This window comes from Ruegeria sp. A5, assembly GCF_056543005.1.
This window is the reverse complement of record NZ_JBQGAV010000004.1, coordinates 325,923-346,991: the sequence shown is the minus strand read 5'-3', so window position 1 is coordinate 346,991 and position 21,069 is coordinate 325,923. Positions and strand designations below refer to the sequence as shown.

Annotated in this window: 18 protein-coding genes and 1 tRNA gene; 10 read left to right on the top strand and 9 right to left on the bottom strand. The window is 56.0% G+C overall.

What is annotated here, in order from left to right:
- Positions 1–15 precede the first annotated feature (15 nt).
- Complete coding sequence (locus tag ACR0AY_RS11965; protein ID WP_170391948.1) at positions 16–777, bottom strand: NAD kinase; 762 nt, start codon at positions 775–777, stop codon at positions 16–18.
- Between the two features lie 168 nt (positions 778–945).
- On the opposite strand from ACR0AY_RS11965, the gene glyA reads away from it, so the two are divergent.
- Positions 946–2,241 (top strand): serine hydroxymethyltransferase, encoded by a 1,296-nt coding sequence (gene glyA, locus ACR0AY_RS11960; RefSeq protein ID WP_170512226.1) that lies wholly within the window; start codon positions 946–948, stop codon positions 2,239–2,241.
- A 69-nt stretch (positions 2,242–2,310) separates the two neighbouring features.
- Here the strand turns inward: glyA and ACR0AY_RS11955 are convergent, their stop codons facing one another.
- Positions 2,311–2,685 carry a hypothetical protein gene (locus ACR0AY_RS11955; protein WP_170391953.1) on the bottom strand — a complete coding sequence of 125 codons (375 nt, stop codon included), beginning with the start codon at positions 2,683–2,685 and terminating at the stop codon, positions 2,311–2,313.
- Positions 2,686–2,774: 89 nt separating this feature from the next.
- Here ACR0AY_RS11955 and ACR0AY_RS11950 point away from each other — a divergent pair, with 89 nt between their 5' ends.
- Positions 2,775–3,533 carry an alpha/beta fold hydrolase gene (locus ACR0AY_RS11950; RefSeq protein WP_170512228.1) on the top strand — a complete coding sequence of 253 codons (759 nt, stop codon included), beginning with the start codon at positions 2,775–2,777 and terminating at the stop codon, positions 3,531–3,533.
- Here ACR0AY_RS11950 and ACR0AY_RS11945 read toward each other — a convergent pair whose 3' ends face one another.
- The 6 genes from ACR0AY_RS11945 to ACR0AY_RS11920 all read right to left on the bottom strand — a co-directional run bounded on the left by ACR0AY_RS11945 (position 3,534) and on the right by ACR0AY_RS11920 (position 12,237).
- Positions 3,534–3,719 carry a hypothetical protein gene (locus tag ACR0AY_RS11945; RefSeq protein ID WP_170512230.1) on the bottom strand — a complete coding sequence of 62 codons (186 nt, stop codon included), beginning with the start codon at positions 3,717–3,719 and terminating at the stop codon, positions 3,534–3,536.
- Between the two features lie 83 nt (positions 3,720–3,802).
- Positions 3,803–4,195 carry a rhodanese-like domain-containing protein gene (locus tag ACR0AY_RS11940; RefSeq protein WP_170420870.1) on the bottom strand — a complete coding sequence of 131 codons (393 nt, stop codon included), beginning with the start codon at positions 4,193–4,195 and terminating at the stop codon, positions 3,803–3,805.
- A gap of 72 nt (positions 4,196–4,267) precedes the next feature.
- Positions 4,268–5,608 (bottom strand): HlyD family type I secretion periplasmic adaptor subunit, encoded by a 1,341-nt coding sequence (locus ACR0AY_RS11935; RefSeq protein ID WP_170391969.1) that lies wholly within the window; start codon positions 5,606–5,608, stop codon positions 4,268–4,270.
- Positions 5,609–5,611: 3 nt separating this feature from the next.
- Positions 5,612–7,918 (bottom strand): type I secretion system permease/ATPase, encoded by a 2,307-nt coding sequence (locus ACR0AY_RS11930; RefSeq protein ID WP_170512232.1) that lies wholly within the window; start codon positions 7,916–7,918, stop codon positions 5,612–5,614.
- Between the two features lie 36 nt (positions 7,919–7,954).
- Positions 7,955–9,901, bottom strand: a complete 1,947-nt coding sequence (locus ACR0AY_RS11925; protein ID WP_170512233.1) for a type I secretion protein — start codon at positions 9,899–9,901, stop codon at positions 7,955–7,957.
- Positions 9,902–10,029: 128 nt separating this feature from the next.
- The gene (locus ACR0AY_RS11920) at positions 10,030–12,237 is read right to left on the bottom strand and encodes an MSCRAMM family adhesin (protein ID WP_170512235.1); all 2,208 of its coding nucleotides are present in this window, start codon (positions 12,235–12,237) and stop codon (positions 10,030–10,032) included.
- A 612-nt stretch (positions 12,238–12,849) separates the two neighbouring features.
- Here ACR0AY_RS11920 and ACR0AY_RS11915 point away from each other — a divergent pair.
- Positions 12,850–13,611 (top strand): helix-turn-helix transcriptional regulator, encoded by a 762-nt coding sequence (locus tag ACR0AY_RS11915; RefSeq protein WP_170401338.1) that lies wholly within the window; start codon positions 12,850–12,852, stop codon positions 13,609–13,611.
- On the top strand, positions 13,604–14,101 hold the full coding sequence (locus ACR0AY_RS11910) for a hypothetical protein (protein ID WP_170391988.1): 498 nt from the start codon (positions 13,604–13,606) through the stop codon (positions 14,099–14,101). The genes ACR0AY_RS11915 and ACR0AY_RS11910 overlap by 8 nt, the downstream gene beginning before the upstream one ends.
- 8 nt (positions 14,102–14,109) lie before the next feature.
- Here the strand turns inward: ACR0AY_RS11910 and ACR0AY_RS11905 are convergent.
- A tRNA-Leu gene (locus tag ACR0AY_RS11905) sits at positions 14,110–14,195 on the bottom strand.
- Positions 14,196–14,398: 203 nt separating this feature from the next.
- Here ACR0AY_RS11905 and ACR0AY_RS11900 point away from each other — a divergent pair.
- The 6 genes from ACR0AY_RS11900 (at position 14,399) to ACR0AY_RS11875 (ending at position 21,065) form a co-directional block, all read left to right on the top strand.
- Complete coding sequence (locus ACR0AY_RS11900; protein ID WP_170512237.1) at positions 14,399–15,442, top strand: pyridoxal-phosphate dependent enzyme; 1,044 nt, start codon at positions 14,399–14,401, stop codon at positions 15,440–15,442.
- Positions 15,439–16,584, top strand: a complete 1,146-nt coding sequence (locus tag ACR0AY_RS11895; RefSeq protein ID WP_170512238.1) for a M24 family metallopeptidase — start codon at positions 15,439–15,441, stop codon at positions 16,582–16,584. Before ACR0AY_RS11900 ends, ACR0AY_RS11895 begins: the two co-directional genes overlap by 4 nt.
- Positions 16,581–17,294, top strand: a complete 714-nt coding sequence (locus ACR0AY_RS11890; RefSeq protein ID WP_170512240.1) for an aspartate racemase/maleate isomerase family protein — start codon at positions 16,581–16,583, stop codon at positions 17,292–17,294. The genes ACR0AY_RS11895 and ACR0AY_RS11890 overlap by 4 nt, the downstream gene beginning before the upstream one ends.
- Positions 17,295–17,426: 132 nt before the next feature.
- Positions 17,427–18,527: an ABC transporter ATP-binding protein gene (locus ACR0AY_RS11885; protein ID WP_170401347.1), complete on the top strand. Its 1,101-nt coding sequence runs from the start codon at positions 17,427–17,429 to the stop codon at positions 18,525–18,527.
- Positions 18,528–18,628: 101 nt separating this feature from the next.
- On the top strand, positions 18,629–19,720 hold the full coding sequence (locus ACR0AY_RS11880; RefSeq protein ID WP_170391999.1) for an extracellular solute-binding protein: 1,092 nt from the start codon (positions 18,629–18,631) through the stop codon (positions 19,718–19,720).
- A gap of 70 nt (positions 19,721–19,790) precedes the next feature.
- Complete coding sequence (locus ACR0AY_RS11875; RefSeq protein WP_170512242.1) at positions 19,791–21,065, top strand: ABC transporter permease; 1,275 nt, start codon at positions 19,791–19,793, stop codon at positions 21,063–21,065.
- Positions 21,066–21,069 lie beyond the last annotated feature (4 nt).

Sequence of the window (21,069 nt, the reverse complement as noted above, 5' to 3'; positions counted from 1 at the left end):
TCAACACGCTGAGATTTAAGTAAATTGTTCAGAGATCAACCGTTCTTCCAGGCCGTGGCCAGGGTCAAATAAAATACGATGCTGGATCGCAATCTCAGACCTGATCTCGACCCAATCGATATCCGGAAACGATATGGAGTCGGCCGCAACGATAACCGGGCGTTTGTCAGCCTCGATCACATCGAATCTGACTTTCGCAACTTTCGGCAGCAAGGCGCCACGCCACCGCCGGGGGCGAAACGCGGCGATTGGCGTCAATGCCAGAACGTCCGCGCCAATGGGTACAATGGGTCCGTGAGCGGAATAGTTATATGCGGTTGAACCCGCCGGCGTGGCAAGCAATGCACCATCACACACGAGTTCGGCCATGCGTACCCGCCCATCAACGCTGATCCGCAACCGCGCTGCCTGCGGCCCCGCACGAAGCAGCGAAATCTCGTTGATTGCAAGTGCTTGGTGCTTTTGGCCCGCCTGGTCCATTGCAGTCATCGCCAATGGATTGATGACTTCTTCCTCTGCCTCTGCTAGCCGGGCCATCAGATCAACTTCGGCATATTCGTTCATCAGAAACCCGATGGTACCGCGATTCATTCCATAAACCGGCTTGTCCAAATGCTGGACGCCCTGCAGCGTCTGAAGCATGAAGCCATCACCACCCAGCGCCACCACAACATCTGCGTCTCTCGGCGCTGCATTTCCGTAGCGCGCCACAAGCGCATCCCGGGCGGTCTGCGCAACCTTGGCATCGCTGGCCAGAAAGGCGATTCTCTTTGTCATGTTTTATAGTTTCCAGTGCTGCACATTTGGTTCCGAAACAAGCATACCTTTCCGCAATAGGCCAGACTTGACGCCATAGAGGGCCATTTCGTCGCTTTACAACCTTTCTGACACACGTCGTTTCCGATAGGAAATCCGCCAGATACACCCCAGCCATGCGGAGCGCACATGAACGCCAATCTTCGTGACAACGGATTTTTCACCCAGTCCCTCGCGGATCGTGACCCCGAGCTGTTCGGCTCGATCACATCTGAATTGGGCCGCCAGCGCGACGAGATCGAACTGATCGCCTCGGAGAACATCGTCTCTGCCGCCGTGATGGAGGCGCAGGGCTCGGTCATGACCAACAAATATGCCGAAGGTTATCCGGGCCGCCGGTACTATGGCGGTTGTCAGTTCGTCGACATTGCCGAGAACCTGGCTATCGACCGTGCCAAGCAGTTGTTTGGGTGTGAGTTTGCCAACGTCCAACCGAATTCGGGATCGCAGGCGAACCAAGGTGTATTTCAGGCGCTGATCAAGCCCGGTGACACCATTCTGGGAATGTCGCTGGATGCAGGTGGTCACCTGACCCATGGTGCGGCGCCGAACCAGTCAGGCAAGTGGTTCAACGCGGTACATTATGGCGTGCGCAAGCAGGACAACCTGATCGACTATGATCAGATCGAAGCGCTGGCAAAGGAACATAACCCCAAGCTGATCATCGCCGGAGGCTCGGCCATCCCGCGCGTCATCGATTTTGCCCGCATGCGTGAAATCGCCGATATGGTCGGCGCCTATCTGCATGTGGATATGGCCCATATCGCCGGTCTGGTTGCCGCAGGCGCGCACCCTTCGCCCTTCCCGCATGCGCATGTGGCCACCACCACCACGCATAAAACCCTGCGCGGCCCGCGCGGCGGCATGATCCTGACCAATGATGAAGCGATTGCCAAAAAGATAAATTCGGCGATCTTCCCGGGCATTCAGGGTGGCCCGCTGATGCATGTGATTGCTGGCAAGGCCGTTGCCTTTGGCGAGGCACAGCGTCCTGAGTTCAAGGACTATATCAAGCAGGTCGTTGTGAATGCGCAGGCCCTTTCAGATCAGCTGATCAAGGGTGGCCTGGACACTGTGACCCACGGCACCGATACCCATGTGGTTCTTGTCGACCTGCGCCCCAAAGGCGTTAAAGGCAACGCAACCGAGAAAGCTTTGGGCCGGGCACATATCACCTGCAACAAGAACGGTGTGCCGTTCGACCCCGAAAAGCCGACGATCACCAGCGGTATCCGTCTGGGCTCGCCCGCCGGAACCACCCGCGGTTTTGGTGAGGCCGAGTTCCGCCAGATCGCAGACTGGATCATCGAAGTGGTCGACGGTCTGGCCGCAAATGGCGAAGACGGAAACGGTGCGGTCGAAGCCAAAGTCAAAGCCGAAGTCGCCGAACTTTGCGCGCGCTACCCGCTTTATCCGAATCTCTGATCCAATACGGATCTTAGAACAGAAAACGGCGCCCTGATCGGCGCCGTTTTTCTTTGAGGCGTGCAGCGGTCAGATATACCCGCGCCATCGTAGTACGAACACAGCCAACGCCGCCAACACGATCAGGCCCAACGCAAGCGAACCAAGAAAGCTCAGGAACCATCCCCAACGTCGATCTGCCAGATTGATCGCGTTCAGGTGGCCTTGCACCTCGTCCGACGCTTTTTCGAGCCGGGGCATATCCAAAACCATCCGCAGTTTGGGATGCTCGGCCATCTGCTCGGCCTCTGCCAGAACCAAGGCCTGTTTATAGACCTTGCGCGGCAAACGCCGCTTTGCGCGCCGGACCGAGGCAATCAGGGTCTTGTCTTTCACGCCAAGCTTTTTACGCAGCAACCGAATGGTCTCTGCGATCCGGGTCTGGATATCGATTTCCTGCGTCATTGGCGCCTCCTGACGGGACAATTTAGCCGCGCGTCACACCGGCGACAATGGGGCTGGTTGTTCCGCGCGGTGACGCGTATCACAGAAGCATGCTGAATACGATCATCCATGGCGACCCGACCGATCATCCGCCCCTGCTGATAGCGCATGGCCTCTATGGTTCGGCGCGCAACTGGGGAGTCATTGCGCGGCGACTGTCGGACGAAAGACAGGTGATCGCCGTCGATATGCGCAATCACGCCTACAGCTTTTGGGATGCTCAGCATGGCTACCCGGATTTGGCGCATGATCTGGCCAAGGTCATCGACAGCGTTGGCGGCATCGCCGATATCGTCGGGCATTCCATGGGTGGAAAAGCTTCGATGGTGCTGGCGCTGGAATATGGCAATCTGGTGCGCAAGCTGATCGTCGCCGACATCGCACCAGTGGCATACAGCCACAGCCAGATTCAATTCATCGAGGCAATGCGGGCGGTCGATATGTCCCGCGTTCAGCGTCGTTCAGATGCCGAAGCACAGCTGGCCGATCTGGGCGTCGAAAAGGCGCTGCAGAGCTTTTTTACGCAGTCTTTGGATGTTGAGGGAGGCCGCTGGCGGCTGAACCTAGATGTACTGGCCAGCGAAATGCCAAAGATCATGGGCTTCCCCGAGATTTCGACCCATTGGGACGGCCCTGCTCTGTTCCTGTCCGGCGCAGCATCAGATTATGTTCAGCCCGAATACCGAGAGCAGATTCGCACCCTGTTTCCTTCAGCTCGCTTCGCCAAAATTCCCGGTGCGGGGCACTGGCTGCACGCCGAGAAACCCCGCGAATTCGAAGCTGCAGTCAGGACCTTCTTGAACGCTTAATCAAGCGCCTTGATACAGGCGTTTTGCCACCAGCCACGACACCGGCGCGGCAACAACCGCCCCTACTGCTGCGGCGGAAACGATGGCCATCCAGGTCACCATTCCAACCGCTAGGACCGCAATCACGGCAGAACCCGCGATGGCTGTGGCGATCAAAGAATAAAGCGTGGCTGCTAGGCGTATCATGGCCAGTATCCTGTGTTTAAGCTTCTGGCCTTTACATTACAGCAACGGAATATGTGTGACTTTGATTTGGGTCAGATATGTAGCTACATCCCTCGATCCATGGGCCCGGTCGCCTCACCACCGCCATTCACCCAATCCGCAAACCCGCCCAGATTATAGACGTGTAAATACCCCATATCCTTAAGCAGTTTCCCAGCCAGCGCCGCCCTGCCACCCGATGCACAATGCAGGATGATCACCCGGTCCTTGCGCAGTTCCGCGTCATGGGAAGGCAGCTCGGGATCGGCCCGAAACTCCAACATCCCGCGCGGGATATGATGCGAGCCGACCGCGCGCCCTGTCCTTTCCAGTTCAGGCGCATCGCGAATATCCAACAACAAGGCACCCTGCCCGATCAGTTCTTTCGCCCGGCTGGCATCGATACGTTCAACCACCGCGTTTGCAGCTTGCATCATGTCTTTGACCGTCAATGGCATTTGCGCCCCTCCAGGAAATGAATCCGTGAAAGGCTAACATGCAGAAAATTGAAGGTGTAGACATTCAGGCGCTTAATGTTCGCGGAATGCACGCGACATACTGTCAACCACCGGCTTGGCGATATAGGCCGCAAAGGTGCGTTCCTCGGTCTGGATCATGATCTCGGCGGGCATTCCGGGTGTCGGCACGAAGCCCCGCACGCGACCCATCTCTTCCGTGGTCAGAGAAATGCGCGCCAGATAGACCTCTTGCGGCATACCGGCAGAATCCTCGACAAGCGAGTCAGCCGAGACGTAATAGACCTCGCCTTCAAGCACTGGGGTTGTCCGTTGATTGAGCGCGACTAGGCGCACCGTCGCGATCTGCCCGGTGACCACGCTGTCGATCTCGGTACGCGGGATCTGCGCTTCGATGATCAATGGCGCATCGGCGGGCAGAATCTCAGCAATCTGTTCGCCAGTTTCGATCACCCCGCCCGGCGTGTGGTGATGAAGTCGCACCACTGTGCCTGTCACCGGTGCACGCACAACGGCACGGGCCAGAACGCTACGGGCCTGACGGGCTTTTTCACGCACACTTTCAAGATCGGCTTCAATAACGCCCAACTCGTCCAGCGCAGCCTCGCGGTAGGCTGAGCGGGTGCGCAGAATCTGCTCTTCATACTTCAGCAGCATCTGGTTTACCTCAGCCGTTTCTGCGCGCAAACGCGCCAGTTGACCTTCGGCTTCGGCCTGCACCCGGCGGATCGTATTCAGATCACCTTTGCGCACTAATCCTTTTTCAAACAACGAATATTTGGTCTCGTATTCTTCCTCGAGAATCTCTGATCGCCTTTCCATGCTGACCAATTGTGCTTCAAATCCTGACGCACGAATTTTCAACGCCTCCATGTTGCGCTGCAGCAAAGCAATATCGTTCAGCAGTGTCTTGCGCGATACATCAAAGCTGAGTTTCTGATTGTCGAGGATCGTCATGACCTCGACGTCGTCCGATGCTTCGATCAATCCGGGCGAAAACACGAGGGTTTCCTGTTCGCTATGCTCAGCCAGCAACCGTTCGGTCATGGCCTGAAGGCGAAGTTTGCGAATGAACAATTCGCGTTCACTCGCCTCGGCCGAGGTCTGATCCAAAGTCATCATGATCTGTCCGGCTTGAACAGATTCACCTTCCGAGACCAGAATGTTCTCGATGATACCGCCTTCCAAATGCTGCACGATCTTGTTGCGGCCGGTCGCGACAAAGCTGCCTTGCGCGATGACTGCAGCGGCCAGAGGTGCACGGAAGGACCAGACGCCAAAGCCGCCAAAACAGACAATAAGCATGATAAAGCCAATCACGATGAATTTGGTGATCGAGCGCGGAACCTCAGAGTACCAAAGACCGCCTTCATCGGTGCGTGCCACGTCGTTCATCGCTTAATCCCCCTTGCCCTGTATTTCGGGCGGTTGCTGGCGCGGCCCGTTGAGCTGTTCCAGCACCTGTTCGCGCTGCCCGAACAGCGCCACGCGCCCATCGGTCAGCAGCATGATCTTGTCGACAACATTCAACAGAGTCGGCTTTTGCGTAATCACCACAACGGTGATCTTGCTTTCCTTTGCTTGCTCAATCGCACGCGCAAGCGCCTTGTCACCCGCCACGTCGAGGTTCGAGTTCGGCTCATCCAGAACAACCAAACGCGGGTTGCCGAAGAAGGCACGCGCCAAAGCAATACGCTGCTTCTGGCCACCTGAGAGAGGTGAGCCGTCGGCGGCCACAACAGTCTCATACCCCTGCGGCAGCGTTGCGATCATATTGTGCACGTCGGCCAAAACGGCGGCATCGTGGATCTGCTCATCCGTGGCATCGGCACGCATCCGGCCAATATTGTCTTTGATGCTGCCGGGGAACAGCTGTACGTCTTGCGGCAGATAGCCAATATTTTCGCCAAACTGGCGGGGATCCCAGTTGCGGATATCCATCAGGTCCAGCCGCACACTGCCTGAGGTCGGCAGGATCGAACCCACCAGCGTTTTACCAAGTGTCGTTTTGCCTGCGCCTGAATTCCCGATGATCGCCAGAGTTTCACCTGGGTTCAGCGCAAAGGTAATCCCGTTCAGAACCACCCGCTTGGTGCCGCCTGGGACATATAGCAGGCGTTCGACATCCAACCGCCCCTCAGGCCGTGGTAGGCGCAGTTTTTCATATTGCAGGGCCGAGTTCGACAGCAGAGCCTTGATCCGCCCAAAAGCGCCGCGCGTCAGCAGGAAGGTATTCCAACCCTCGATCGAGCCTTCGATCGGCGCAAAAGCCCGCCCTGCGATGATCGAGGCGGCGATGACCATACCGCCGGTAATTTCACCTTGAAGGGCCAGAAAGGCGCCCCAGCCCAGAATGCCGATCTGCGTCAAAAGACGGACGGCACGCGAAATGGCCGCGAAGATCACGTTACGATCCTGCGCCTTGACTTGCCATGTCAGCGATTGTGCGGTGTCACGCCCCCAGATGCGCACTGCCTCGGGGATCATCGCCAAAGCGTTGATGATCTGACTGTTGCGCGACATTGAATCCAGATGCTGGTTCGCCATTGATTGCGCCTGATTGGCCTTGGCAAAGGGCTTGGCGGTCATTTTCTGGTTGATCAGCGCGATGATCATCAGAATCACGGCCGTCGTCACCACAATCATCCCAAGTTGCGGATGCACCAGAAAGATCATCAGGATGAACAGCGGTGCAAATGGTACATCCAGAAATGAGATCAGAGTGCCCGAGACCAGAAAGCCTCGCACCTGTTGCAGATCCCCAAGTGTCTGATATTCGCGTCCGTTGCCGTGCAGCGAGGCATGGGCCGCAGCGCTAAGAACCGGGGCCCCAAGACGGGCGGCGACCTCGACCGCTGTACGCATCAGCATGAACCGACGAACGGCATCAAATGCGGCTTGAAAAATGACTGCTCCGGCAACGATTGCCGTCAGCATGATCAACGTATCCAGCGAGCGACTAGTCAGAACCCGGTCACTGATCTGAAACAGGTAGATCGGGATCGCTAGGATCAGGACGTTGGTCGCGCAGGTCAGTACCAGCACGAAGGCCAGATTGCGCCAAATCGCGCGCAGTGAGGTACGCAGCGTCTTCTGGAAATCTTCAGGCGGCGTGCGTTTGTGGAATGTTTGGGGTGGCCCCTTGCCATCGCCACCACCCGTCCCCGGGCGCAGCAAGGGTTGGTTGGCCTTGGCCTCGATCGTGGTGCCCATGCGGTCTTTACCATCCGACGGCGCAGAGGGGGTCATGCGTGCAGTCGATTGGTCGGCGGTTTCACAATCGGGGGCTTCGGTATCGGCCACCCCAGTGTCGCCACCCGCAGGATCCTTATCTTGCGCGGGCCGCGACGACGCGCGCCGAAGGGGAGAACCAGCGCGCGGTTGTGATGTTTGATCCAACTGCTCTGCCTGGGTCTGCCCCGGATCATCCGGTTGTGTCGTCGCCTGAGGCGCTTCTAATTGCCGCGATCGTTTCGCGGGCCCGGCAACCGGGGTGTCACTTGCTTCCGGGGTCTCTGGTTTGGTTTCGGGTTCCGCCAGTTGCATATCACTTGTCAAACGCAGGCGGGACGCTGTTTTTGCAAGTTTGCTTTCATTTGGTTTTGCTACCCGATTTCGGGGTTCCAGGGTCAATGGGCCTCCGCCTCCGTGCCGGTCCAATGGACTTGCAAAACGGGTGCGGCGCGACGAAAAAACGATCGACATAAACTAACCTTCCGGTCACTCGTAAATCAGGAAATATTAGGCCAGCATGGTCTGCAGGCCATCAGAGGAATTCGCCATTTCGCTTGGCGTGAGATCGTTACCGTTAGGTCCAATGCCATTGTCGTGACCTGGCATACCCGCCTCTTCCATGATGGCGGCGATTGCCTCGTTGGTCATCTCGGCGATGTCCTCATTCGTGGGCATGTCAAGCAGGCTTGCCTGATGCAATAGCAGGTCAGAAAATGCCCCATCCTGAGCCATAACAACCGAATCCACGCCGGCCTTGGTTACATTGGCGGCGTTCAGCATCGCATTGCTGCCTGCCAGAACCTCGGTCTCGTCCGCGTGGGGACCATTCAGATATACGTCATCCTGATCGGCAAGCATCGTCGATTGCTCGGCTACGTTGACCTGAACCAGCGATCCATCGATCTTGAGGACCCGCATCTGCTCCATGCCAGCAAACATCGGATCGTTCATTAGCGCCTCTTCCAGCGCTGCCATGTCGTCCTCGCCCATGGTCATGGCGTCGGCCATGGAGTCGTGCATCGCCTGATACGTATCTTCGCCTTCCTTCTTGAGAGAAACCTCGTTCATAACCAGGTTTTCGTCCGATCCATCGATGGGTCCTGGCAATCCGCCCATCACCACATCGTCATCCAATAATACGTGCGTCTGGACAAACGCATCGACCGATATCATGTCGCCTTCGATCATGATCAGGTCATAATAACTGCCAAGTTGAAGAATATTGGTGACATCAATCAACTCGTTGTCACCCAACGCATACAGCGTGGTCGTCGCGCTAATCTCGGCATCAATATGATCGATATCCGTTGCATCGATGTCCTGCTTGACAAAATTTGCAACGATCAGATCGGTCGTAATCCAATCAACATGCACATATGCCGGGGCATCGTCTCCACTTGAGCCTTTCTTAAGCCAAGGGGCTGAGTTGCCTTCGACCTCGATCGTCGACGAGTGCACCACATTGGTGCCCGAGCCGCCATTCGTGCCCTTGTCGGTGTCAGATACAACGGCGACCTGGCTCACCATGGCCAGTTCGATTGCTTTTCCACCGACCGCAATATAAGGCGCATCGACCCAAGCCACAGTTGCGTTCATCTCGTTGATCGCAAGGTTGCCGCCTGCGATCACCGTGTGACCTTCGGCAAATTCGTCTTCCTCGTCCTGAGCCCATTCTGCGGGCATCATATCGGGTGTTTCGTCGTCCTCTTCCTCGTCCGGTCTATGATGCGCAGGCAGAAGATCTTCCCATTCCGGGGCTTCGTCCACATACTCACCATTGACGATCACGCCCATCGCGTCTTCGCCGTGGAACTGATAAACAACTGCGCCTTCAACTTCGACATTGATCGGGGCCAACATCGCTTCGGCCAAAGACTCGACGTATTCAACCGACAAGTAGTCCGAGATTGAGAACGAGGGCACGGCAAACGCGTGCATCGATGCTGCGACCTGCGCAGCCGCCTCGGCCAATGCGATCAACTGATCGACATCGCGGAAATCTCCCTCGCCGACAACGTCATTGTCGCGCAGGAAAATCGTCTGGAACGTGTAGGTCACAGCAGACCCGATAAGCTCTGTCACAATCTCCAGCTGCTGCTCGATCACAAACGTTGCACCTAGGCCGGTTGTCGCTTCGGGTAACGGCGGACCGTCTGAGAGTGGTGGTTCAAGTACAACGACCGTTTCAAATTCAGGGCCATCGGTTGGGGGTGGAAGTTCAGGAGTGGCGGGGGGGGTGTCAAACCGATAGGAAAGCGGACCATATTTGCCTGGGTCCAATTCAAGATCTGCCTTGATCCGGATCTTTGCGGGTTCTTCCAGTTCGTCCAGTTCCGCCTTGCGCCGCATGGCGGTGAACTCTTCGTACTGATCCCTCAACCGGGCTTTTTCAATCGTAAGATCAAAAGATCCAATAAAGTGTGCAATCTTTTCGGTAACACTATCGAATAACATTTCGATGATCCCTTACCCCCTTGCCAGCTAAAATTTCCGGTTCGGGATTTTCTGGGCCGAGGCCACATTGCGCGGCCCCGGCGATTTCATTGAACGGGGGCCGATAATGCGGCCCCCGATTTTTTGTCTTAGACGTCAGTGTCGTCGCTTGCGTAGGACGAGGTCATCGAACCACCAACCATGGTTGTATCGACTGAGTTACCTAGCACATTGGCACCCTGTACGATCGATTGGTTGAAGGCGTTCGTATCGACTACGGCAGCGGCCGAGGCGTAGGATTCACCGGTCACGATGCCATCGCCACCGTTATTCGAACCCCAATCACCGCCATGGCCTCCGGCACCGCCGTCACCCGAATAGGCACCGGCTGCGCTTCCGCCTGTCGTGTTGCCGCCCATTGTGTCACCAGACATGACGTCAACCATTGACTCGCCGCTAGTTCCACCTGCTGCAGTACCAGCAGCACCTGCACCGCCATCACCGCTGTATGCGGTACCAGTGGCATTGCCCGTTGCGGACGAATCCGAGTCATTGTCCGATGCAGATGCACCGCCGTATCCGGCAATCGCCTCAGCGAGGCTATCAGCAGAACCATCCGTGTCGGTCTCTGAGAATACATCTGATGCACCACCCAGACCACCTGTGGCCTCGGAAGCGCCAGATCCAGCAGCACTGGCGTTTGAATCCGATGCAGCAGAACCAGTTCCACCTGCACCACCATCACCATCAGCCGTTGAAGTACCTGTACCCGTGCCATCACCGGAACCGTTGGCAGCGTTCGAACCACCATCGCCACCATCTGCGTCCGCATCACTTGCGTTGGCAGCCGAACCGTCAACATCACCAGATGTCTGATCGACACTTGGGCCTTCAGCGTCTTGATCACCTAAACCTTGAACATCGGCATCAGCTGCTGAACTTCCGTTGTTGTCTCCGCCGTCTCCGTCTCCACCGGTGGATGAACCACTGCCAGAATCAGCTCTGGAATTACCGGTGTCGGCATCTGCATCACCACGGCCGCTTTCAGAGATTTCCTGCTGGAGGCGCGCGATTGCTTCTTCGACTAGGCGCGAGAATCCACCCGAGCCATCGCCGCCGTCGCCTGAAGCGTCGCTATCGGTAGTACCAGTTCCTGTTCCGTCAGCTGTGTTGTCACCGCCGTCATTGTCGTTGGCGTCGGTGTTGTTGTCGCTGTCGTTGTCAGCGTTGCCATCCGCATTCGAGTCGCCGTCGCCACCATCTGCACCAGATGCATCTGCGTCGTTATCCGCTACACCCTTGCCTTTGGCGCTGGACTCTGAGTCAGCATCACCACCGTCAGCATCGGCATCGGACTCGCTGTACGCCTTACCATAGCCTTTGCCTACACCTTCGGAATCGGCATAGCCGCCATCTCCGCCTTCGCCATCAGTCGTGTTATCGCTGTCGGTGTTGTTGTCAGCATTCGAGTCGCTGGTGCTGTCACCACCGTACCCGCCAATGCTCTCACCATCAGCGTTCGAATTGGATTTGGCTTTGCCGGTGCTTGCATTGTCAGCATTACCTGAATCGCCACCGCTACCACCTTTGGCATGGGCATCAGCGTCACCAGTGTCTCCGCCTTCACCGTAAGCGTCGCTACCAATGGTCTTGCCGCCTACAGCTTCACCGCCATAACTGGTTCCGCCTTTTCCGGAAGCTGCACCATTTGCATTGGAACTAATACCTTCCGCAGCGTTGGCTTCGCCACCATTGGCATCACCGTTTTGCTTGAATTCTCCGTAGTTACCAACTTCGGCATTATCCAACTGATCGTTGTCTTCCAAGCTTGCCAGCTGATTGTTGATCGACGACATATCGTTGCCAGGACCATCCAGCGAAATATCAAGGTTCAGATCATCACCGGGATCATAATTCAGGTCGCGACCGGCGGTGATCACATCACCAACGCTGGCGTTGTCGCCCAGATCCAAGTCTACCTGATCGTCATCGCGGGGAATCCATTCGCCGCCACCGAAGTCAATGTTGACCGCATTATTGTTAGAGTTGTCATTATCATTATTGTCTTCACCACCATTGGTGTTTTGCTGCTGCTGCTTCTGATTTTGATCCTGATCTTGCGCGTTGTCATTGTCGTTATCATTTTTAGAACGCTGTGACTGATCTTGTCCTTGTGAATCAGAGTTGTTCGCAGAGTTTTCAACGTCCTGATCTTGCTTTTGCTTCTGAGCGTTGATGTCAGCTTCGATATAGGCTTCGTCTACCGCTATATCTGTTTCGAAATCGGCGTCCAGATTATCGATTTGGACGTCATCAATTGTGGTCACGGTTGTTGTTTGGTTGGGTTGGCGTCTCATAAAATTTTCCACTTTTACTGAAGCACCGGACCGCCATTCATCTACAAAGCGGCTACAGGCGCGGTTGAAAACAGAGTTCGCGCACAAGGTGTCAAACTGGACACTCGCGCGGCAGAGAAAGTCTTCTGTTTGGTTTGCCCCCCTTTCTCGGCTAAGCCGATTCCATGACCACGGGAAATTCGCTGAAATACGCGGACCGCAGACACGTCAGGTTCAAGTTCACTTCACAAATAGAAGCCTAGGAATGGTCGCAGCGATAAAGGGGTATGCATAGCTGGCCGAAAGCATTATTTTCTGCAAATCACTGTTTAATATATATTTTTTTGAAATTCGGCTTATTTCGCGCCAGATTTTACCCAGAAACAATCATGCGCAAACATATAGGATTATTAACCCTGATATTTCATGGAGTTACGCTATAACCAGATGCGAAGAACCTGATCAAAGGTTCTAGTAAGCGGTATTGCAGAACCCGCCTTTGGTTGCTGAAATACGTACTTTCAGCTATGATAAGGTACTATTTGAGTTCAAAGTTAATGTTTCGCGCCACCCAGCTCTGTACCCGATTTAAAGTTTCAGAGGGCGGCGTTTGTATTAGTGGGGGGAAAGTCAATGAATATTTCATTGCAAGAAGACGCCCGTGATCAGATTGAATATCCCGAAGAGCTGTCGATCATTTTTATCGGCAAGGAATTGTTCTACTCGAACCAAACCCTGAGAAGTGTTCAAAGCGAATTCGGCGTTCGTGCGTCAAGATATGAAAGCCTTGACGACCTGCTGGCCGAGAGTGGGAACTCTGTTCCCTCCGAGCGCATCATTGTCGTGGATCAGATGATGCTCGAAGATCTGTTAGCGCGGCCCGCTGATTACTCCCGGCTCGCCGAGACAGGATGTCTGGCCTTCGCCTATCGCAAGAAAAGTCCGGCCCGGGTTCTGTTCGAACGCTGGGATCGTACCCGTTTCGGCAGTGTCGGGTATTTGCCAATGAACGTGGCGCCGGATGTTTGGCGCGCAATATTGCGCCTTCTGATGCACGAAGAGCTGCACCTGCCCTGCTTTCTGGCCGACAGCATGACCGCAACACAAAGTGCGCCAGGCACACCTATCGAAAAACAGCCTGCAACCAGAACCCGGTCGCCCGACAAACTGTTGCGATACTCAAAGCTGACGCGCCGCGAAAAGCAAGTCCTGAGGCTGGTATCGCAAGGCAAGAGCAACAAGACCATTGCGTCGAATCTGGGCATCACCGAACACACCGTCAAACTGCATATGCACAATGTCTCGGGCAAGATCGATGTGAGCAACCGGACTGAAGCTGCGCATTTTTACTTTGAGGTCGCGCCGAACGAAGCGCGCAACGCGCCCGTTGGATGAGGCATTCGAAACCCGGTTCGACCGGCTCATTCTGTTGGTGGGTCGGCTCAACTATATGTGGACGAACACGGAAAGCCTGCTGATCCACCTGATCGCAGGTCTGACCGGGGCCAATAAAGATGTTGCGGTCATCATATTCCTGACGCTTAACACCACACGTGCCCGTATCGATCTGGTCGAACGTCTCGCCAAGATGGAGGGTCGCCCCCCTGAAATCCGCGATCCGATTCTCGAACACACCCAGCGGTTGTCGCGCCTGTCCTCTATTCGAAACAAGTACAATCACTGCATCTATTCTTTCGATCAGGAAAGCGGAAATCCAAAGACCATCCTGATGCGCATTGCTGATCGCAAGACCGACATCAAACTTGGTCGTGAAGACACAGTTGACGACAAAGCAATGAAAGAAATCGAGGATGTTGTCACTCAGCTCTCGAATGCCAACAGGGATATCTGGAAATTGATCACCCAGCTGGGTTTCCCTGTCTGATATGGTACTGGTGCGGGCGGTGGGACTCGAACCCACACGGCGCTAAGGCCTTCGGATTTTAAGTCCGATATGTCTACCATTCCATCACGCCCGCACATCATCGTCGAAGTTTTGTCTCACCGCGCCGATGTCGTGTGCAGACACTTACAACCAACCAAAACGATTGAAAAGATACTCATTCATCAGATCCAGGGATGCATGCAGAACACGAACACAATCCTGCTGAATCAAGGCCGAGCTTGACAGCCTTCGGCCAATTCGTTCACGTCGGCACAACACAAGATCAGGGAGCGAGCGATGAAACTAGTCAGTAACCCGTTTCGAGGTGGTTCTAAGCTTTCGGATCAGGCCCCTTATCCCTCCGTAGAGACAGATGGGTTGGGCCGGCATCGATTCTTCTGCCCTGACTTTGCCGAAACGCCCCTTGTGAATGCATCGGCGCTGGCACCCGTCGCGAATCTCTGGGTTAAAGATGAGCGAAGCCGTATGGGCCTGGGATCGTTCAAAGCGCTGGGTGCGGCTTATGTGATCGCCTGCGAAGCGAATGACATCTCGGTCACGCCAGATGGTAACACGCTCAAAGGGCGCACCTATGTTACAGCAAGCGCGGGCAATCACGGGATGAGCATGGCCGCAGGCGCGCGCACTTTCGGAGCTGATGCAGTTGTCTACATCGCAGAAACAGTTCCGGAAAGCTTTGCAGATCGCCTGCGCGCTCAAAACGCACAAGTGGTCCGGGCGGGTGCGGATTACGCCGCCAGCATGGAAGCAGCCAGTCAGGCAGCGCAGGACAATGGCTGGGCTTTGCTCTCGGACAGTTCCTGGGAGGGGTATACTGAACTACCGTACTTGCTGATGGAAGGGTATCTGCAAATGGCGGTCGAAGCCGCCGAGCAATGTACTGAGGCACCAACGCACGTTCTTCTGCAAGCCGGTGTTGGCGGCATGGCCGGAGCCGTCGCTGCCTATGCGCGGGTCGTTTGGGGAGATGCTCCGCAGATCATCGTTGTCGAGCCAACCTCTGCCCCGGCGCTGCAGGCCAGTATCGAAGCGGGGCATTGTGTGTTTGCTGACGGGCCCGACAGCATCATGGGGCGACTGGATTGCAAAGAGCCCTCGCTGATCGCCTTGAACGGCTTGGCCCGAGATGCCGATCTGTTTGTGACAATCGAGGATGACACTGTCGAAGCACAGCTTCCGGCCATGGCGAAGGCCGGGTTGGAAACCAGCGCCTCGGGCGGTGCTGGCATTGCGGCCGTTCTGAACGACGCGATCCGTAGTGAACTGGGTATTGGACCGAATTCCAAAGTGCTCTGCATCTTGAGCGAGCAACCTGCATGAGAGGTTTCGCACCAGAGGAATTCGCGACCCGCGTTGCGCGCGCCCAGCATCGGATGCAAGAAACCGGTCTATCGGCCCTGTTGCTTACGACTGAGCCCCAGCTTCGCTATTTCACCGGTTATCTCACCCGTTTCTGGGAAAGCCCAACGCGGCCTTGGTTTCTGATCGTTCCGATTTCTGGCAAGCCGGTTGCAGTAATCCCATCCATCGGTGCTGCATTGATGGCACAGACATGGATCGACGACATTCGAACCTGGAGTGCACCCGACCTTGAAGATGATGGGGTATCCCTGCTGGCCGATACACTGAGAGGGTTGACGCCTGAAAACGCCTCAATCGGCTGCCCCGACGGGCATGAGACCCATGTAAGGATGCCACTGGCCGATCTAAGGCATCTCGAATCCGCAATTGGAGCGCGCCAAATTACGGGTGACCATGGCATCCTGCGGGCGCTGCGGATGGTGAAATCTGACGCCGAGATCGCAAAGATTCGAACTGCCTGTCAGATTGGTGCCCACGCCTTTGCACGAGTGCCCGAGATTGCCTCAGCAGGGACACCGCTGGATCAGATATTTCGAAACTTTCAGAGACTCTGCCTTGAAGAGGGTGCCGACTGGGTGCCCTATCTGGCCGGAGGGGCCGAGCAAGGCGGGTACTCGGATGTAATCTCACCCGCGACACAGACCCCGCTTCGTATAGGCGATGTGCTGATGCTCGACACCGGCCTCGTCCACGATGGCTATTTTTGCGACTATGATCGCAATTGGTCCGTCGGCCCAGCGAGCAAGACGGTACGCGATGCACATGCCAGACTGGTCGAGGCTTCGGATGCAGCGTTTGATCAAGCGCGTCCCGGCGTGACGGCTTCTCAGCTTTTTCATACGATGAACACAATACTTGCCGATGGCAGCGCGGGTACCGATGCCGGGAGACTGGGCCACGGGTTAGGAATGTCGTTGACCGAATGGCCTTCGCTTATTCCCGATGATCATACTGAACTGCAACCGGGAATGGTTTTGACGCTTGAACCGGGTATTGCAGTCGATGGCAAAATTCTCGTGCACGAAGAAAACATCCTGATAACCGAAGGCGCGCCCGAATTCCTCAGCCCCCGCACCGGACCAGAGATCGCCGAGATATGAGCACGTTGCCGTACACACTGGATCCTGACGATCCCTCGGCCGTACCAATGGGGCTGATCGTTTTACAGACTGACGAGACAATCGAACCTGAGTTTCGCAGCCTTTTTACCGATGACAAAAGCCCGCTTTATGTCAGCCGCATTCCCAGCGGGGCTGAGGTCAACACCGACACTCTGGCGCAAATGGAAACCGACTTGCCCGCCGCGGCTGATCTGCTGCCAAAGGCGCGGCCCTATCGAGTTGTTGGCTATGGATGCACATCAGCCAGTTCGGTAATCGGATCGGATCGGGTTGAGCAGATGGTCATGCAGACCTGTAATACAGCGACCGTCACCAACCCGTTGCGGGCAGCCTCCGCCTGCGCGAGACATTTGGGCGTCTCAAAATTTGCACTGCTGTCGCCCTACATCGAAGAAGTAAACACTCCGTTGCGACGCGCGTTTGCAGAACAAGGCATCGCGATGGATGTGTTTGGCACTTTCGGCGAATCCGAAGAAGCCAAAGTTGTGCGCATCTCGACCGATTCCGTGGTCGATGCCGCCGTGCGACTGGGAAGAGATTCAACAGTCGACGCCGTATTCCTAAGTTGTACGAACCTTCGGACACTGACGGCTATCCCAAGGATCGAGGCGCAGATCGGCAAGCCTGTCCTGTCAAGCAACCAGAGTTTGGCCTGGCATATGAAACAACTGAACGTGTCGCAAAATTAGGCAAATGCGGCGTTTACGCGACTCCAATTGCTTTACGGGCTTGCGACCATTTGTTAGCCTCGTCATCAATGCACGAGAAGATCAATGAGGCCCGGACCAACCGGGTAATCATTTGACGCAACAGGGGGTCTTGTGACCGACACAAATAGCGACGCCGCGTTTGTTGAATTTCAACGCGTTCAAAAGTCTTATGATGGCGAGAACCTCGTCGTCAAAGATCTCAACCTGGCAATGCCAAAGGGCGAATTCCTGACCATGCTCGGGCCGTCCGGATCAGGTAAGACGACCTGCCTGATGATGCTTGCCGGATTCGAAACCGCCACACATGGCGAGATTCTTCTGGATGGAAAACCCATCAATAATATCCCTCCGCACAAACGTGGCATCGGGATGGTGTTCCAGAACTACGCTCTGTTCCCGCATATGACTGTGGCCGAGAATCTTTCATTCCCGCTGGAAGTCCGCAAGCTGGGCAAGTCCGAGCGCGAGGAGAAAGTCAAACGCGCGCTGGACATGGTGCAAATGGGTGCCTTCGGCAATCGTCGCCCCGCGCAGTTGTCGGGTGGTCAGCAGCAACGGATCGCACTGGCACGTGCGCTGGTTTTCGAGCCCGAACTGGTGTTGATGGACGAACCGCTGGGTGCGTTGGACAAACAACTACGCGAGCATATGCAGTTCGAAATCACCCGTCTGGCGCATGAACTGGGCATTACCACCGTCTACGTGACCCACGACCAGACCGAGGCATTGACCATGTCCGACCGTGTTGCGGTGTTTGACGATGGCCGCATTCAGCAACTGGCCCCGCCGGATCAGCTGTATGAAGAACCCGACAACAGTTTCGTGGCGCAATTCATCGGTGAAAACAATACCCTGGAAGGTGTTGTTAAATCCATCGATGGAGATACCTGCCTTGTGCAATTGGATGACGGCTCGGAAATCGATGCGGTGCCGATCAACGTGCACAATCCGGGCGAACGTACCAAGGTCTCGATCCGGCCCGAGCGCGTAGAATTCAATAAAGACCGACTGCATGCCGATGCACATACGCTGAAAGCAACGGTCAAGGAATTCATCTATATGGGCGACGTGTTCCGCTTCCGCATGTCGGTGGCGGGCAATGACGAGTTCATCGTCAAAACACGGAATGCCCCCGACGCCATCCGTCTGAATCCCGGACAGGAAATCGAGATCGGCTGGCTTGCAAAGGATTGTCGTGCGCTCGACGCATAGACCAAGCCGCGCGGTACAAACGTGGCTTACCGAGGGACCAGCTGGCGAAAACCCGTGCGTCAGCTGACCAAACAACAAACGGGAAGTACTGGGAGTAACACATGAAAACTACCAAAACACTGCTGACAGCAGCTGCTATTGCGACAGCGGCTGGCGGCGTTTCCGCCGAAGAGATGACCATCGTCTCGTGGGGCGGCGCCTATTCCAAATCGCAGCTCAAGGCTTATCACGAGCCCTATTCAGAGAAGACCGGCGTCACCATCCTGAACGATGACAGCTCGAACGAGGCCGTCGCCAAACTGCGCGCGATGAACGAAGCGGGCAACATCACATGGGACGTGGTTGATGTGGTTGCGGCGGACGCGATCCGCCTCTGCGACGAAGGTCTGGCACTTGAGATCGATTTCGACACTCAACTGGCCCCTGCCCCCGATGGCACGCCTGCCTCCGAAGATTTCGGTGACCTTCTGGTCAGCGACTGCTTTATCCCGCAGATCGTCTATTCAACCACTTTCGGTTATCGCACAGATCTGGTCGGTGATACTCCGCCAACCGACATCTGCGCAGTATTCGATCTTGAAGCCTATCCCGGCAAGCGCTCGCTGGAAAAGCGCCCGATCAACAACATGGAATGGGCGCTGCTGTGTGACGGCGTTGCAAAAGACGACGTCTACGACGTTCTGGCCACTGCTGAAGGTCAGGACCAGGCCTTGGCCAAATTGGACACCATCAAGGACAGTGTCGTCTGGTGGTCTGCCGGTGCCGACACGCCACAATTGCTGGCTGATGGTGAAGTTGTCATGGGTTCGACCTATAACGGTCGCCTGTTCAGCGTGATCGAAGAACAAAAGCAGCCGGTAGCGATGCTGTGGGATGCTCAGGTATTCGATCTTGATGGCTGGATCATTCCTGCAGGCCTGAGCGAAGAGCGTCAACAGCGCGCGCTGGACTACATCATGTTCGCAACTGACACGCAGCGTCTGGCAGATCAGGCCAAGTACATCTCGTACGGCCCGGCCCGTGCCTCCTCTGCTCCGCTGGTGGGTCAGCACGCCGATCTGGGCATCGACATGGCACCACACATGCCGACCGATCCGGAAAACGCCAAGAACACGTTCCTGTACAACTACGAGTTCTGGGCGGATTACCGCGACGATATCGACGCCAAATTCCAGGCTTGGCTGGCGCAATAAGCGTCTGATTTCCTGAGATTGTCGGGGGCGGCCTATCGCCCCCGACCCCAAAAATACCCAAGGGGTACCGATGACTGACGCCACCCAAAATACTGGTCCCATGCTGGCCGCGGACGGCACGCCACTCAAGCAATCGCTGGCCCGGTCACTGCGACGGCAAAAGCTGCGGGCCCTGATGCTGGTCGCCCCACTGCTGCTGTTCGTTATGTTCTCGTTCATCGTGCCTATTGCGGCGATGCTGTTCCGATCTGTGGAAAACAGCATCGTACAAGAGACACTGCCCCTGACGGTTGAAGCATTGCAAAGCTGGGATGAAACCAGCAGCGAGTTGCCCGACGAAGCCGTTTATGACGCCTTTGTCCGCGATATGGTCGTGGCCGTCGATAACAAGACACACACCCGGCTGGGTTCGCGTCTGAACTACGAAGAGACAGGCATGTCTTCGATGTTCCGCCGCTCGGGTCGGAAAATGGGTAAGCTGGACCCCGAAACCGATGGGCCGTTCAAAGACCAGGTCATCGAGATTCACGACGGCTGGGGTGAACCGCAGACTTGGGCGGTTATCAAGACGCATTCGCCCGCTGTCACCAATGGCTATTTTCTGAACGCTGTGGACATGCGCCGCACGCCCGAGGGCGCGCAGGCGCAGCCCGAGGACAAGCAGATCCTGATCAAGCTGTTCGGGCGCACTTTGTTCATGTCGCTGGTGATCACCGCGTCCTGTATCCTGCTGGCCTATCCGGTCAGTTATTTGCTGGCGACACTTCCGATGCGGGTGTCGAACCTGCTGATGATCCTCGTGTTGTTGCCCTTCTGGACGTCATTGTTGGTGCGAACCTCGGCGTGGAAGGTGATGTTGCAGCAACAGGGCGTGATCAATGAAACATTGGTCTGGCTGGGACTGGTCGCCGACGACGCCAGGCTGGTGATCATCAACAACCAGATCGGCACGATCATAGCTATGACGCATATCCTGCTGCCGTTCATGATCCTGCCAATGTATTCGGTGATGCAGACCATACCGCCCTCGTACACCCGCGCCGCAAAATCCATGGGCGCGACCAACTGGACGACATTCTGGCGCATCTACTTCCCGCAATCCATTCCTGGCATTGGCGCGGGCTCAATCCTCGTGTTCATTCTGGCGATCGGCTACTACATCACGCCTGAAATCGTTGGCGGCACCAAAGGTGTCTTTATTTCGAACCGGATTGCCTATCACATCTCGTCCTCACTGAACTGGGGGCTGGCCGCGGCATTGGGAACGATCCTTCTGGGCGTCGTACTGCTGCTCTACTGGTGCTACGACAAGATTGTCGGCATTGATAACGTGAAGCTGGGATAATCGA

Excerpts from the sequence above, each read along its gene's own strand:
- ACR0AY_RS11965 (WP_170391948.1), bottom strand. The coding sequence starts at position 777 with ATGACAAAGAGAATCGCCTTTCTGGCCAGCGATGCCAAGGTTGCGCAG.
- glyA (WP_170512226.1), top strand. The coding sequence starts at position 946 with ATGAACGCCAATCTTCGTGACAACGGATTTTTCACCCAGTCCCTCGCG.
- ACR0AY_RS11955 (WP_170391953.1), bottom strand. The coding sequence starts at position 2,685 with ATGACGCAGGAAATCGATATCCAGACCCGGATCGCAGAGACCATTCGG.
- ACR0AY_RS11950 (WP_170512228.1), top strand. The coding sequence starts at position 2,775 with ATGCTGAATACGATCATCCATGGCGACCCGACCGATCATCCGCCCCTG.
- ACR0AY_RS11945 (WP_170512230.1), bottom strand. The coding sequence starts at position 3,719 with ATGATACGCCTAGCAGCCACGCTTTATTCTTTGATCGCCACAGCCATC.
- ACR0AY_RS11940 (WP_170420870.1), bottom strand. The coding sequence starts at position 4,195 with ATGCCATTGACGGTCAAAGACATGATGCAAGCTGCAAACGCGGTGGTT.
- ACR0AY_RS11935 (WP_170391969.1), bottom strand. The coding sequence starts at position 5,608 with ATGAACGACGTGGCACGCACCGATGAAGGCGGTCTTTGGTACTCTGAG.
- ACR0AY_RS11930 (WP_170512232.1), bottom strand. The coding sequence starts at position 7,918 with ATGTCGATCGTTTTTTCGTCGCGCCGCACCCGTTTTGCAAGTCCATTG.
- ACR0AY_RS11925 (WP_170512233.1), bottom strand. The coding sequence starts at position 9,901 with ATGTTATTCGATAGTGTTACCGAAAAGATTGCACACTTTATTGGATCT.
- ACR0AY_RS11920 (WP_170512235.1), bottom strand. The coding sequence starts at position 12,237 with ATGAGACGCCAACCCAACCAAACAACAACCGTGACCACAATTGATGAC.
- ACR0AY_RS11915 (WP_170401338.1), top strand. The coding sequence starts at position 12,850 with ATGAATATTTCATTGCAAGAAGACGCCCGTGATCAGATTGAATATCCC.
- ACR0AY_RS11900 (WP_170512237.1), top strand. The coding sequence starts at position 14,399 with ATGAAACTAGTCAGTAACCCGTTTCGAGGTGGTTCTAAGCTTTCGGAT.
- ACR0AY_RS11895 (WP_170512238.1), top strand. The coding sequence starts at position 15,439 with ATGAGAGGTTTCGCACCAGAGGAATTCGCGACCCGCGTTGCGCGCGCC.
- ACR0AY_RS11890 (WP_170512240.1), top strand. The coding sequence starts at position 16,581 with ATGAGCACGTTGCCGTACACACTGGATCCTGACGATCCCTCGGCCGTA.
- ACR0AY_RS11880 (WP_170391999.1), top strand. The coding sequence starts at position 18,629 with ATGAAAACTACCAAAACACTGCTGACAGCAGCTGCTATTGCGACAGCG.
- ACR0AY_RS11875 (WP_170512242.1), top strand. The coding sequence starts at position 19,791 with ATGACTGACGCCACCCAAAATACTGGTCCCATGCTGGCCGCGGACGGC.